At 66.7% G+C, this 12,433-nt stretch carries 11 protein-coding genes; 10 read left to right on the forward strand and 1 reads right to left on the reverse strand.

Going from position 1 to position 12,433, the window contains the following annotated elements:
* The first annotated feature begins 115 nt into the window (after nt 1–115).
* The 10 genes from G6N37_RS08315 to G6N37_RS08360 all read left to right on the forward strand — a co-directional run bounded on the left by G6N37_RS08315 (nt 116) and on the right by G6N37_RS08360 (nt 11,740).
* Entirely contained in the window at nt 116–784 is a 669-nt protein-coding gene (locus tag G6N37_RS08315) for a TetR/AcrR family transcriptional regulator (RefSeq protein ID WP_163678528.1), read from the forward strand.
* A gap of 604 nt (nt 785–1,388) precedes the next feature.
* Nucleotides 1,389–2,168, forward strand: coding sequence for an MlaE family ABC transporter permease (locus G6N37_RS08320; RefSeq protein WP_372514682.1), 780 nt, complete (start codon nt 1,389–1,391; stop codon nt 2,166–2,168).
* Between the two features lies 1 nt (nt 2,169).
* Nucleotides 2,170–3,042 carry an MlaE family ABC transporter permease gene (locus tag G6N37_RS08325; RefSeq protein WP_163678534.1) on the forward strand — a complete coding sequence of 291 codons (873 nt, stop codon included), beginning with the start codon at nt 2,170–2,172 and terminating at the stop codon, nt 3,040–3,042.
* Between the two features lie 5 nt (nt 3,043–3,047).
* On the forward strand, nt 3,048–4,355 hold the full coding sequence (locus G6N37_RS08330; protein ID WP_163678537.1) for an MCE family protein: 1,308 nt from the start codon (nt 3,048–3,050) through the stop codon (nt 4,353–4,355).
* Nucleotides 4,352–5,632, forward strand: coding sequence for an MCE family protein (locus G6N37_RS08335; RefSeq protein ID WP_232075361.1), 1,281 nt, complete (start codon nt 4,352–4,354; stop codon nt 5,630–5,632). The genes G6N37_RS08330 and G6N37_RS08335 overlap by 4 nt, the downstream gene beginning before the upstream one ends.
* Before the next feature lie 343 nt (nt 5,633–5,975).
* Nucleotides 5,976–7,532: a virulence factor Mce family protein gene (locus G6N37_RS08340; protein WP_163678541.1), complete on the forward strand. Its 1,557-nt coding sequence runs from the start codon at nt 5,976–5,978 to the stop codon at nt 7,530–7,532.
* On the forward strand, nt 7,529–8,731 hold the full coding sequence (locus G6N37_RS08345; protein WP_163678543.1) for a virulence factor Mce family protein: 1,203 nt from the start codon (nt 7,529–7,531) through the stop codon (nt 8,729–8,731). The genes G6N37_RS08340 and G6N37_RS08345 overlap by 4 nt, the downstream gene beginning before the upstream one ends.
* Complete coding sequence (locus G6N37_RS08350) at nt 8,725–10,275, forward strand: MlaD family protein (protein WP_163678546.1); 1,551 nt, start codon at nt 8,725–8,727, stop codon at nt 10,273–10,275. The genes G6N37_RS08345 and G6N37_RS08350 overlap by 7 nt, the downstream gene beginning before the upstream one ends.
* A gap of 65 nt (nt 10,276–10,340) precedes the next feature.
* Nucleotides 10,341–10,814, forward strand: coding sequence for a type II toxin-antitoxin system Phd/YefM family antitoxin (locus G6N37_RS08355; RefSeq protein ID WP_163678550.1), 474 nt, complete (start codon nt 10,341–10,343; stop codon nt 10,812–10,814).
* A gap of 83 nt (nt 10,815–10,897) precedes the next feature.
* The gene (locus G6N37_RS08360; RefSeq protein WP_163678554.1) at nt 10,898–11,740 is read left to right on the forward strand and encodes a pyridoxamine 5'-phosphate oxidase family protein; all 843 of its coding nucleotides are present in this window, start codon (nt 10,898–10,900) and stop codon (nt 11,738–11,740) included.
* On the opposite strand, the gene G6N37_RS08365 is transcribed toward G6N37_RS08360, so the two are convergent.
* The gene (locus G6N37_RS08365) at nt 11,737–12,381 is read right to left on the reverse strand and encodes a TetR/AcrR family transcriptional regulator (protein WP_163678556.1); all 645 of its coding nucleotides are present in this window, start codon (nt 12,379–12,381) and stop codon (nt 11,737–11,739) included. The two genes, G6N37_RS08360 and G6N37_RS08365, sit on opposite strands and share 4 nt — an antisense overlap.
* Nucleotides 12,382–12,433: the final 52 nt, after the last annotated feature.

Genomic DNA, 12,433 nt, shown 5'->3' on the forward strand with positions numbered 1-12,433 from the left:
TCCGGCGGGTGGCGCCGCACAACATCTCTCGTACCGTGACGCCGCCGCACGGGTCCTTGACATCGCGAAACTTATGATAGACCGTTCGTACGGTTAGTTTGACCGAAGGTGGAAGATGCCCCGACCTGGGAGACGTGGCGAGATTTTCGACGCGTTCGTCCGTTATGTCGCCGAACGCGGCTACGACAGAACGAATATGGGCGACATCGCCGACGAGCTCGGCATGTCGAAGGGCACCATCGTTCACCATTTCGGGACCAAGGCGCAAATGCTGCGCGAGCTTGAAGAGACCCACCTCGCCCGCCAACTCGATGCGCTGCAGATGGCATGGGCTCGTCTGTCCGCGCCGCACGAACGCATCGCCGCGATCATCTACGCCTCCGCACTGCTCCAGGTGGTCGCCCGCGACGCGACCGTGGCTAGCCAGCGCGAGGTGGTTCAGTTGTTCGATGACCCGGCGATGCAGCAGGTGCGCAAGTTGCGTAATCAGCTGCAAGCCTTAGCGGTTGACGAGATCCGTAGCGGAATCGAGAGCGGAGTGTTCCGAAACGTCGACGTCGAACTGGCGGCACTGCAATTGTGGGGATCGCTGCAGTGGATGTGGGTGTGGTTCGATCCCACCGGCTCCAGGACGCCCGAACAAGTCGGGGCCGCATTCGTCGACGTGTTCCTCGGCGGACTGCTGCTCGACAGGCTGGGACTCCCCAAGTGGGCGGACCCATCCGCGGACGTCGTCTCCGTTGTGCGCGAATGCCTCGCCGCGGTCACGAGCCCGGCTGATTGACCACATCGCATTAGATCTATTGTTCCGCAGCACATTTAGCGTCAACCAGTGTCATGCCTGATGCGTTGAGCCGTCCATAGCCGACCGAAGCCGCGCGCCAAAGCGCTGTGCCGTCACTGTACGGCCGGTCGGTTATCCGCGCTGATATTTCCGGGTCACCTGCGGATCGGAGATCATCTCGACCATGTGGCGAAAGCCGAAAACACCTGATAAATACGCGAACAACGCTATCGCAGCGCCAGGCGATACACAGGCCATGCGGCGGTGCGGCCACGCCCGACGTGGCGGTTATTGACTGACCGTACGGTCTAATGCAATAGTGGCTGCGTGGCGAGGGTGGCATGGAGCTGAGAGCACGGTCCCGGAGTGCCGGTCGGAGGGATCACCTGGTCCACCGGCGTCGGAAACGAGGTGATGCGGCACGCCGCGGGGGCCTCCGAACATCGCTGCGGCGAAACCGCCCGAGAACAAGTCCCAAGCCGTCCCCGCACTCCTTGGGTTCGGAATATTCGGCAGTGCAATGCTTTTCGTGCGATGTTCGTTCGACGAACCGACCCGCGAATCGGCGATCACGTGAGGGGCGGCGCGGATGACTACCTCGCACATGGTTGCCAGCAAAGTGGGCAGCAGAATCCGGCCCGGCACGGAAGTGGCCGGCGGGTTCTTCCGGATGTGCGTGCTGACCGGCAAAGCGCTGAGGCAGCCGTTCGAGTGGCGCGAGTTCATCTGGAACGGCTGGTTTCTGATGCGGGTGTCGCTGCTGCCCACCATCGCGGTGTCCATCCCGGAAACCGTGCTGCTCATCTTCACGCTCAACCTGCTGCTGGCCGAGATCGGCGCCGCCGACGTCTCCGGTGCCGGCGCCGCGATCGGCGCGGTCACCCAGCTCGGCCCGATCGTGACCGTGCTGGTGGTCGCCGGCGCGGGCGGCACGGCCATCTGCGCCGACCTCGGTGCGCGAACCATCCGCGAGGAAATCGATGCGCTCGAGGTGCTCGGCATCGACCCGATCCACCGGCTGGTGGTGCCCCGTGTCGTCGCCTCGACACTCGTCGCGGTGCTGCTCAACGGCCTCGTGGTCGCCGTCGGCCTGGGGGGCGGCTACCTGTTCAGCGTGTATCTGCAGAACGTCTCGAGCGGCGCCTACCTCTCCACGTTGACGGCGCTCACCGGCCTGCCCGAGGTGGTGATCGCGTTCGTCAAGGCCGCGACGTTCGGCCTGATCGCCGGCCTGGTCGGCTGTTACCGGGGGCTGATCGTCCGCGGCGGATCCAAGGGTTTGGGCACCGCCGTCAACGAGACGGTGGTGCTGTGTTTCATCGCGCTGTTCGCGGTGAACGCCGCGCTGACCACCATCGGTGTCCGCTTCGGGACGGGGCGTTGACATGACCGCAGCCACCGGGGTTCCCGCACGGCATCTCCACTTCCCGCGGGCCGCCCTCAGCCGATACGGCGAAGCGCCCGACAGGGTGCTGGTCGAGATCGGGCAAATGGTCTGGTTCGCCCTGACCGCAGTCGGGCAGATCCCCTTCGCCCTGCACCGTTACCGCAGGGAGCTGTTGAGGATGGTTGCCCAGATGGGAATGGGCACCGGCGCGATGGCCGTGGTAGGTGGCACCGCGGCCATCGTCGGCTTTATCACCCTGTCCGCGGGCTCTCTGGTCGCCATCCAGGGCTACGCGACGCTGGGCAATATCGGCGTGGAGGCCTTCACGGGATTTCTGGCCGCACTGGTCAACGTGCGGTTTGTGGCGCCGGTGGCCGCCGGCCAGGCGCTGGCCGCCACGGTCGGCGCGGGTGCCACCGCCGAACTGGGCGCCATGCGGATCAGCGAAGAGATCGACGCGCTGGAGGTGATGAGTATCCGGTCGGTCGCCTACCTGGCGTCGACCCGGGTCGTGGCCGGTCTGATCGTCATCATCCCGCTCTACGGGCTGGCGATGACCATGGCCTTCCTGTCCCAGCAGGTCACCACGGTCTTCTTCTACGGGCAGTCCCTCGGCACGTACAACCACTACTTCCACACCTTCCTGCGCCTGAACGACGTGGCCTGGTCATTCGCAGAGGTGATCCTGGTTGCCGTGGTCGTCATGACCACCCACTGCTACTACGGCTACACCGCCACCGGCGGGCCGGTCGGCGTTGGTGAAGCGGTCGGCCGGTCGATGCGGCTGTCCTTGATCACGATCGTGGTGGTGGTCGTGCTGACCGCGATGGCCGTGTACGGCAAGACTCCGAACTTCAACCTCACGGTGTAGCCGCCATGACCGCCCCCGTGAAGCAGAACCCGCAGCGCATCCCGCCGTATCGGACGGCGGCTTTGGTGTTCTTGTTGGTCGCTGCGGCGGTGCTGGGGTTCGTGTGGTTGCAGTTTCGCGGCGAGCTCTCGCCGACAACACGTTTGACGATGTTGGCTCCCCGTGCCGGTTTGGTGATGGATCCGGGGTCGAAGGTCACCTACAACGGCGTGGAAATCGGCCGGGTGGCCACCATCTCGGAGGTCGAGCGCGACGGATCACCGGCGGCCAAGTTCGTCTTGAACGTGAATCCGAAGTACATCGAGTTCATTCCGGCCAACGTGGATGCCAACATCAGGGCGACCACCGTGTTCGGCAACAAGTACGTGTCGTTGACATCGCCCAAAAACCCTGCACCGCAACCCATTACACCGCAGCACGTAATCGATGCCAGGTCGGTGACAACCGAGTTCAATACGCTGTTCGAGACGCTCACCGCGATCACGGAAAAGATCGATCCGGTCAAGCTGAACCTGACGCTGGCGGCGGCCGCGCAGGCGTTGACCGGGCTGGGCGACAAATTCGGGCAGTCGATCGTCAACGCCAACGCCATCCTCGACGACATCAATCCGCAGATGCCGCAGATCCGGCATGACATTCAGCGGCTGGCGGACCTGGGCGACGTCTACACCAAGGCCGCGCCGGATCTGCTCGACGCCCTCAACAACGCGGTGGTCACCGCGCGCACGGTGCACCGGCAGGAAAGCGACCTGGATGCGGCGTTGTTGGCCGCGGCCGGGTTGGGCAACACCGGCGCAGACATCTTCGCCCGCGGCGGGCCCTACCTGCAGCGTGGGGCCGCCGATCTGGTGCCCACGGCCCAGCTGCTCGACACCTACAGCCCCGAGTTCTTCTGCACCATCCGCAACTACTACGACGAGGAACCCGCGGCGTACGCGACGACCGGCGGCGGCAACGGTTACGCGCTGAGAACCATGACCGAGCTGACGTCGGGGTTGGGCGGCATCCTGACGCTCCCGGGGCTGGCCGGCACCGCGGCCACCATGGGCCTCCTCGGGCTCGCCGGGCTGGTCGGCGGCGCGCCGAATCCTTTTGTGTATCCGGACAATCTGCCGCGGGTGAACGCCCGCGGCGGCCCGGGGGGCGCGCCGGGCTGCTGGCAGGCCATCACCCATGACCTGTGGCCGGCGCCGAGTCTGGTGGTGGACACGGGCGCCAGCCTCGCGCCGTACAACCACCTAGAAACCGGCTCACCGTACGCGATCGAGTACGTGTGGGGCCGCCAGGTCGGGGACAACACGATCAACCCATGAAAATCACCGGCTCCGCTATCAAGCTCGGCATCGTCTCGCTGGTGCTGCTGCTGATCACCGTGTCGATCGTCGTGGTGTTCGCGCAGATGCGATTCAACAGCACCAACAGCTATCACGCGGAGTTCAGGAATGCCACCGGGCTGAAGAACGGCCAGTTCGTCCGCGCCGCCGGGGTGGAGATCGGCAAGGTCAAAGACGTACGGCTGATCGAAGGGGGGCAGCGGGTCCGGGTGGACTTCGACGTCGACCGCTCGATACCGCTCTACCAGTCGACGACGGCGCAGATCCGCTACCTCAACCTGTTCGCCGACCGCTACCTCGAACTCAAGCGCGGCGACGGTGAGGGCTCTGACCGGGTCCTGCCGCCGGGCGGCTCCATCCCACTGTCCCGAACTTCACCGGCGCTGGATCTCGACGCCCTATCAGCTGCTGGACCGGACGCGGCCGTTTCGACGATCACCAAGCCGCTGCCGCGCACCGCGAACTCGGCGATATCGATGACACGTCAAGCAGTCGCTGAATGTCTTGTCGCAGACCGTCGATCAGACCTACCCGCATCTGAGCGCCGCGCTCGACGGGCTCACGAAGTTCTCCGACAGCATCGGTGCAGAACGCCCGACGAAGCAGATCACACCCGGTCACTCACGGTGCGCATCCAGGCCCACCAGGTGGCCAGTGTGCTCGGTGATCGCAGCGAACAGATCAACCGGTTGTTGGTCAACACGAAGACGCTGCTGGCCGCGTTCAACGAACGTGGCCACGCCATCGGCACCTGTGTGCAGAACAGATTTCGGCGCTGGCCGAGGTGGCACGGGGCTTCATCAACGACAACCCGAACCTCAATCCCGTGCTGGAGCAGTTGCGGGCCATCAGTGACGTGCTGGTGGCGCGCAAAGACGACCTGGCTCAGACCCTCACGTACGTCAGCCAGTTCGCCGCATCGCTCGGGGAATCCGTCGCGTCGGGGCCGTACTTCAAGATCGTCCTGTCCAACCTGCTGCCGTATTGGATCTTGCAGCCGTTCGTCGACGCCGCCTTCAAGAAGCGCGGCATCGACCCGGAAGACTTCTGGCGCAGCGCCGGTCTTCCCGAGTTCCGCTGGCCCGACCCCAACGGCACCCGGTTCCCCAACGGGGCGCCGCCGCCCGCACCTCCGGTGCTGGAAGGGACCCCGGATCATCCGGGACCGGCCGTCCCGCCGGGAACGGCGTGTTCGTACACACCACCGGCCGACGCGCTGCCGCGGCCGGGGAATCCGTTGCCCTGCGCGGGCGTAGGCGTCGGCCCGTTCGGCGGCAGTTTCCCGGCACCGATCGACGTCGCCGCTTCGCCGCCGAACCCGAACGGCCTGCCACCGACACCGGGAATCCCCATCGCCGGGCGGCCGGGGGATCCGCCACCGGACGTCCCTGGCATACCGGTGCCGCTGCCCGCCCAAGCACCGCCGGGCGCGCGCACCGAAAATCTGCAACCCGCGGGCCCCACGCCGCCACCGTCGACCTTCGCACCCGGGCTACCGCCGGGGCCGCCCGCGCCGCCGGGACCGGGACAGCAGTTGCCGGCGCCGTTCATCAATCCCGGCGGCACGGGAGGTAGCGGCATCACGGGAGGTAGCCAGAATTGAGCAGCGTCTTCAATGTCCGCCACCTGCGCCCCCGAAACGTCATCGGAGCACTGGTGGTGCTGCTGGGCCTGGTCGCCGGGTTCGTCGGCTGGCAGCTGTACCAGAACCTGACCACCAACACCGTGGTCGCTTACCTCCCGGCGGCGAATGCGCTCTATTCCGGGGACAAAGTCCAGATCATGGGCGTTCGGGTGGGTTCAGTCGACAAGATCGAACCGGCCGGCGACAAGATGAAGGTGACGTTTCACTACGAGAACAAGTACAAGGTGCCCGCCAACGCGTCCGCCGTGGTCGTCAACCCCACCCTGGTGGCGTCGCGCAGCATCCAGCTGGAACCGCCGTACAGAGGTGGCCCGGTGATGGGCAACCACGCCGTGATCCCCATCGAGCGCACCCAGGTGCCGACGGAGTGGGACGAACTGCGGGACAGCGTCGCCACCATCATCTCCAAACTCGGCCCGACACCGGAGCAACCCAAGGGTCCGTTCGGAGAGGCGATCGAGTCGTTCGCCGACGGGCTGGCCGGTAAGGGCAAGCAGATCAATACGACGTTGAACAGCCTGTCGCGGTCGTTGACCGCGCTGAACGAGGGCCGCGGCGACTTCTTCGCAGTGGTGCGCAGCCTGGCCCAGTTCGTCAACGCCCTGCACAAAGACGACCAGCAATTCGTCGCGCTCAACAAGAATCTGGCCCAGTTCACCGACAAGCTGACCGGTTCCGACCGGGACCTCGCCAATGCGATACAGCAGTTCGACAGCCTGCTCTCCACGCTGCGTCCGTTCTTGGACAAGAACCGCGGGGTGCTCGCGCACGACGTCGACAACCTCGCCACCCTGACCACCACGCTGGTCCAACCCGATCCGCTGAACGGATTGGAGACGGCCCTGCACGTCCTGCCGACGCTGGAGACGAACCTCAGCCAGATCTATCACCCGTCGCACGGCGCCGTCATGTCCATCCCGGCGATCCCGAACTTCGCGAACCCGATGCAGTTCGTCTGCAGCATGATTCAGGCCGGTAGCCGGCTGGGCTATCAGGATTCCGCCGAACTGTGTGCGCAATACCTGGCGCCGATCCTCGATGCCATCAAGTTCAATTACCTGCCGTTCGGCCTGAACCTGTTCAGCACCGCCGAGGCGCTGCCCAAGGAAGTCGCCTACTCCGAGGCCCGGCTGCAGCCGCCCAACGGGTACAAGGACACCACGGTGCCCGGGATCTGGGTGCCCGATACACCGTTGTCGCACCGCAACACTCAGCCCGGCTGGGTTGTCGCACCGGGCATGCAGGGCACGCAGGTCGGGCCGGTCACGGGGGGCCTGCTGACGCCCGCGTCTCTGGCCGAACTGATGGGCGGCCCGGACAGTCCGCCCCCGCCCTCGGGATTGCAGACCCCGCCGGGACCGCCCAACGCCTACGACGAGAACCCGGTGGTGCCACCCATCGGCCTGCAGGCCCCGCAGGTGCCGATCCCGCCACCGCCACCGGCGCCGGGTGTGGTCCCGGGCCCGGTCGCACCCACACCGGCGGCCGCGTCGACAGGAGCGGGATCATGACGGGCGCGCGTGACAAGAGGGCGCTGAAGGCGCTGTGCGCGTTCGGTTCTCGCACTCGGCACCGAGCCTGGAAGGGGCTGGCACTGTTGAGCGCCGCTGCGGTGCTGACGTCGTGCGCGAAGTGGCACGGAATTGCGAACGTGCCGATGCCCGGCGGCCCGGGCTCTGGGCCCGGCTCCTACACCGTCTACGTGCAGCTGCCGGACACGTTGGCGCTCAACGACAACAGCCGGGTGCGGGTCGCCGACGTCTTTGTCGGCACGGTGCGCGCTATCGAACTGAAGAACTGGGTGGCGACGCTGACGTTACATCTGGGCAAGGAAGTCAAGTTGCCCAAGAACGCGACCGCCAAGATCGGGCAGACCAGCCTTCTGGGTTCTCAGCACGTGGAGCTGGCCGCGCCGCCCAACCCGTCGCCGGAACCACTGCGGGACGGCGACACCATCCCGCTGAAGAATTCGTCCACCTACCCCACGACCGAGCAGACGCTGGCAAGTCTGGCCATCGTGCTGCGCGGCGGGGGCATCCCGAACCTCGAAGTGCTGCAGAACGAGGTCTACAACATCGTGAACGGTCGGGCCGAGCAGATCCGTGCCTTCCTCGGCAAGCTGGACACCTTCACCGCCCGACTCGACGAGCAACGCGCTGACATCACCCGAGCCATCGATTCCACCAACCGGTTGCTGGCGTATGTGGGTCCCCGCTCGGATGTCCTGGATCGCGTCCTCACCGAATTCCCGCCGCTACTCAAGCATTTCGCCGACAAACAGAACCTTCTGATCAACGCGGTCGACGCGACGGGACGGCTCAGCCAGCTTGCCGATCAATACCTGTCGGCCTCGCGCGGCGACATCCACCAGGACCTGTTGTCGTTGCAGTGCCCACTGCGGGAACTCGGCCGCGCGGCACCGTATCTGATTCGCGCACTCAAGCTGATCCTCGTCCGGCCGTTCGACATCGACTCCGTGCCCAAGGCGTTCCGCGGCGACTACTTCAACCTGTCGCTGACGCTGGACCTGACCATGAGCGCCGTCGACAACGCGGTCCTCACCGGGACCGGCTTCTCGGGAGCGCTGCGCGCGCTCGAGCAATCGTGGGGCCGCGACCCCGAAACGATGATCCCCGACGTCCGGTACACGCCGAACCCCAACGACGCCCCGGGCGGACCGCTGGTCGAGAGGGCGGACCGGCAATGCTGACCCGGTTCATCAAGCGTCAACTGGTGATGTTCGCCGTCCTGACTGCGATCACGGCGGTCGCGCTGGGCTGGTACTACTTGCAGATCCCCAGCGCGGTGGGGATCGGCCAGTACACATTGAATGCGGACCTGCCCGCGTCGGGCGGTCTGTACAAGACGTCCAACGTGACCTACCGCGGTGAAACCATCGGCACGGTCACCGCCGTCGAGCCGACCAAGACCGGCGCGCGGGTGACCATGAGCATCGGGGACCGCTACAAGATTCCGGTCGACGCGTCGGCGAACGTGCATTCGGTGTCGGCGGTCGGTGAGCAGTATCTGGACCTGGTGTCGGTCGGCAACCCCGGCCGATACTTCTCGCCGGGACAGACCATCACCAAGGGCACGGTGCCCACCGAGATCGGGCCGGCGCTGGACGCGGCCAACCGCGGGCTTGCCGTGCTGCCCAAGGACAAGATCGCCTCGCTGCTCGACGAAACGGCCCAGGCTGTCGGTGGATTGGGCCCCGCGCTGCAGCGGCTGGTGGACGCGACCCAGGCGATCGCCGGTGACTTCAAGACCAACATCGCCGACGTCAACGACATCATCCAAAACTCCGGGCCGATCATCGACAGCCAGGTCGACTCCGGTGACTCGATCGAGCGCTGGTCGCACAACCTGAACATCCTGGCCGCGCAGAGCGCGGAAAACGACCAGCACGTGCAAAGCATCCTGACCCAAGCCGCGCCGACGGCCGATCAGGTCAACGAGGTGTTCAGCGACGTCCGCGAGTCGCTGCCGCAGACACTGGCCAATCTCGAGATCGTGCTCGACATGCTCAAGCGCTACCACAAGGGCGTCGAGCAACTGCTGGTGGCCTATCCGCAGGGCGCCTCGGAAGGCCAGGCGGTCACGGCGGCTTTCCCCGGCTACGCGTCGCTCGGCACGTCGCTGACGATCAACCAGCCCCCGCCGTGCCTGACCGGGTTTCTCCCGGCATCTCAATGGCGGTCCCCCGCTGACACCAGCCTGGCGCCGATGCCGTCCGGAACCTATTGCAAGATCCCGCAGGACACTCCCGCCAACGCCGTGCGCGGCGCACGCAACCTTCCGTGTGTCGATGTCCCCGGTAAACGCGCCGCGACGCCGCGCGAGTGCCGCGACCCCAAGCCATACGTCCCGCTGGGCACCAACCCCTGGTACGGCGAACCGAACCAGATCCTGACGTGCCCGGCGCCCGCCGCGCGTTGCGACCAGCCGGTGAAACCGGGCCAGGTCATACCCGCGCCGTCGGTCAACAACGGCCTCAACCCAGCGCCCTCCGACCGCGTGGCGGGGACACCGCCGCCCGTCAGCGATGCGCTGCAGAGGCCGGGATCGGGAACCGTCGAATGCAATGGGCAGCAACCCAATCCGTGCGTTTACACCCCCGCCGGTCCTCCCCCGGCCGTTTACCTTCCTCAGAGCGGCGAATTGGTAGGGCCCGACGGCGCCAAGTACACGGTCGAGAATTCGAGTAAGACAGGAGACGACGGATGGAAGGACATGCTGGCACCGCGCGGCTGAGCCGGGCCCGTGCCGTTGGTTCGACATCGCCACTGCCCGTCGGTGACCACGGCGACCGCCCAGGCATGCGGGAAACCATTGGCCTGGGTCAACTTCGGAGCAACGCGTGCACATACCTCGAGCGGGTTGCGGCCGGCGAGACGATCGACGTCGTCCGTCGCGGCAAACTGGTGGCCCGTATCGTGTCCGTCGGCGACTGGAGGGTCGCCCCGATCCCGGCACGATCCGTCGACACCGCGGCATCGGCCGCCGGCGGGTGGGTCGGGCTCGACGAACTGCGAACGCGAGCCGGGCGGTGCTTCGACCGCGTCGCGGCCGGGGAGACGCTCAGCGTTGTTCGCGGTGGCCGCTTACTCGCGCAAATCGTGCCCGCCGGCGACGCCGAACGGACCTCGGTTCGGGCCGACGCGAGCGGCGGGATCGAGCTTGACGAACTGCGCAAGCGCGCGGGGCGCTACTTCGACGAGGTCGCGGCCGGACAGACGATCGAGGTCATCCGCGGCGGCAAGCTGGTCGCCCGCATCGTGTCGGTCGCCTAGCACCGACGCCCGCGCGATCACCGGCTGCTGATCTTCCCCGCACCGCGCGGAAGTTTTGCCGTGGCGGCGGTGTTACGGCTCGTATGACCGCGACGGGCTTCCACGAGGGCGAGACCGCAACGCAGCGCCGAGCGGGCGTCGAAGCCGAGGCCAGGCGGCTCGAGGGCATGCTCGACGCGTCGGGCCTGTCCCCCGGCGCCGCACGGTTTCTCGCGTCACAGCGGTTTGCCGCGCTGACCGGACGTGACCACGACGGGCTCCTCTGGATCTCGCCGTTGGCCGCACCGCCGGGTTTCCTGCGCGGACGAAGTGACGTCTTGCACGTGTCGGCCTTGCCGCGCGAGGGCGATCCCCTGCACGACTTGCCGAGTGGTCAACAGGTCGGACTGATCGCCGTCGACTTCGCCACCCGACGCAGGTTGCGCGTGAACGGCGAGTTCCTCGGTGCCGAGCGCGGGGGTATGACGGTCCGCGTCGAGCAGTCATACGGCAACTGTCCCAAGTACATTCACCGCCACGCCATCGACGTGGCCGGCCTGGCCGCCCCCGCGTCGCGACGGCGCACAACGCTGCTGACCCCCGCCGACGAAGCGTTGATTGCAGCGTCGGACACGTTCTTCCTGGGCACCAGCCATCCCACCCGCGGCAGCGACGCGTCACACCGCGGCGGTCCACCGGGATTCGTCCGGGTGGACTCGCCGAACTCATTGTGGTGGCCGGATTTTCCGGGGAACAACATGTTCAACAGCTATGGCAACCTGGCGGTCGACGACGAGGCCGCGTTGCTGTTCCTCGATTTCGATACCGGCGACGCTCTGCACGTCACCGGGAGGGCGCGCGTACGGTGGACCGCGCCCGGCGCGCCCGGTGACGACGGCGGCGTGGGCCGAAACGTCGCATTCTCCGTTGGCCTCGTAGCCCGCTAGCCCTCGTCGAATCCGACGTCAGGCAGCGGGCGTCGGCAGATCGCGTGCGCCTCGGCGGCGCCGAGGCCGAACAGCCGCAGCACGTTCTCCGTGACGAGGTCGGCGGCGCGCGCGTCGTCGCGATCGGGATCTTCGCGCAGCAGATTGCCCAGGCCGAGCAGCGCACCGCCGGCCATGGCGAGCGCCAACTCGGGATCGTCGACGTCGAACCGCCCCGCCGCCACCCCGGCCTTGATATCGCGCAGGGCCCGCGGCGCCAAACCCCGGTGCGAAGACAGCAACTCCATCCCGTTGGCCAACAGGATCCGGCTCTCCTGCGGGCGCCGGCGGAACAGCCGGCCGGTCAGCCGGAAACTGGTGGCGAAGGTCTCGGCCGGATCCTCGATGGACTCGGTCAGTTGGTCCAGCATCGACCCGTAAGCGTCGAGCACGTCGGTTACCGCGGCCTCGAACAGCTGTTCCTTGCTGTCGAAGTGGTTGTAGAAGGAGCCCATCCCGACGTCGGCCGCCTGGGTGATCTCCAGGACGGGCACATTGACCTTGCCCTCGGCGATCAGCCGCTGCGCCGCTTTGACCAGCGCCGCCCGGGTCCGCCACTTGCGCCGCTCCAGCCGGTTGGACGGCTCCACCATCGCGCTCATGCTCAGCAGTATGCATCAGTAGTGAGGATTCCGTCAGATACTTGACTGAACG

Origin of the sequence: Mycobacterium seoulense (genome assembly GCF_010731595.1) — a bacterium.
GTDB classification, from domain to species: Bacteria; Actinomycetota; Actinomycetes; order Mycobacteriales; family Mycobacteriaceae; genus Mycobacterium; species Mycobacterium seoulense.

Bases quoted from the DNA above. Each gene is read 5' to 3' on its own strand.
- G6N37_RS08325 (WP_163678534.1), top strand. From the start codon at position 2,170: ATGACCGCAGCCACCGGGGTTCCCGCACGGCATCTCCACTTCCCGCGG.
- G6N37_RS08355 (WP_163678550.1), top strand. From the start codon at position 10,341: ATGCGGGAAACCATTGGCCTGGGTCAACTTCGGAGCAACGCGTGCACA.
- G6N37_RS08330 (WP_163678537.1), top strand. From the start codon at position 3,048: ATGACCGCCCCCGTGAAGCAGAACCCGCAGCGCATCCCGCCGTATCGG.
- G6N37_RS08345 (WP_163678543.1), top strand. From the start codon at position 7,529: ATGACGGGCGCGCGTGACAAGAGGGCGCTGAAGGCGCTGTGCGCGTTC.
- G6N37_RS08350 (WP_163678546.1), top strand. From the start codon at position 8,725: ATGCTGACCCGGTTCATCAAGCGTCAACTGGTGATGTTCGCCGTCCTG.
- G6N37_RS08360 (WP_163678554.1), top strand. From the start codon at position 10,898: ATGACCGCGACGGGCTTCCACGAGGGCGAGACCGCAACGCAGCGCCGA.
- G6N37_RS08320 (WP_372514682.1), top strand. From the start codon at position 1,389: ATGGTTGCCAGCAAAGTGGGCAGCAGAATCCGGCCCGGCACGGAAGTG.
- G6N37_RS08315 (WP_163678528.1), top strand. From the start codon at position 116: ATGCCCCGACCTGGGAGACGTGGCGAGATTTTCGACGCGTTCGTCCGT.
- G6N37_RS08335 (WP_232075361.1), top strand. From the start codon at position 4,352: ATGAAAATCACCGGCTCCGCTATCAAGCTCGGCATCGTCTCGCTGGTG.
- G6N37_RS08365 (WP_163678556.1), bottom strand. From the start codon at position 12,381: ATGAGCGCGATGGTGGAGCCGTCCAACCGGCTGGAGCGGCGCAAGTGG.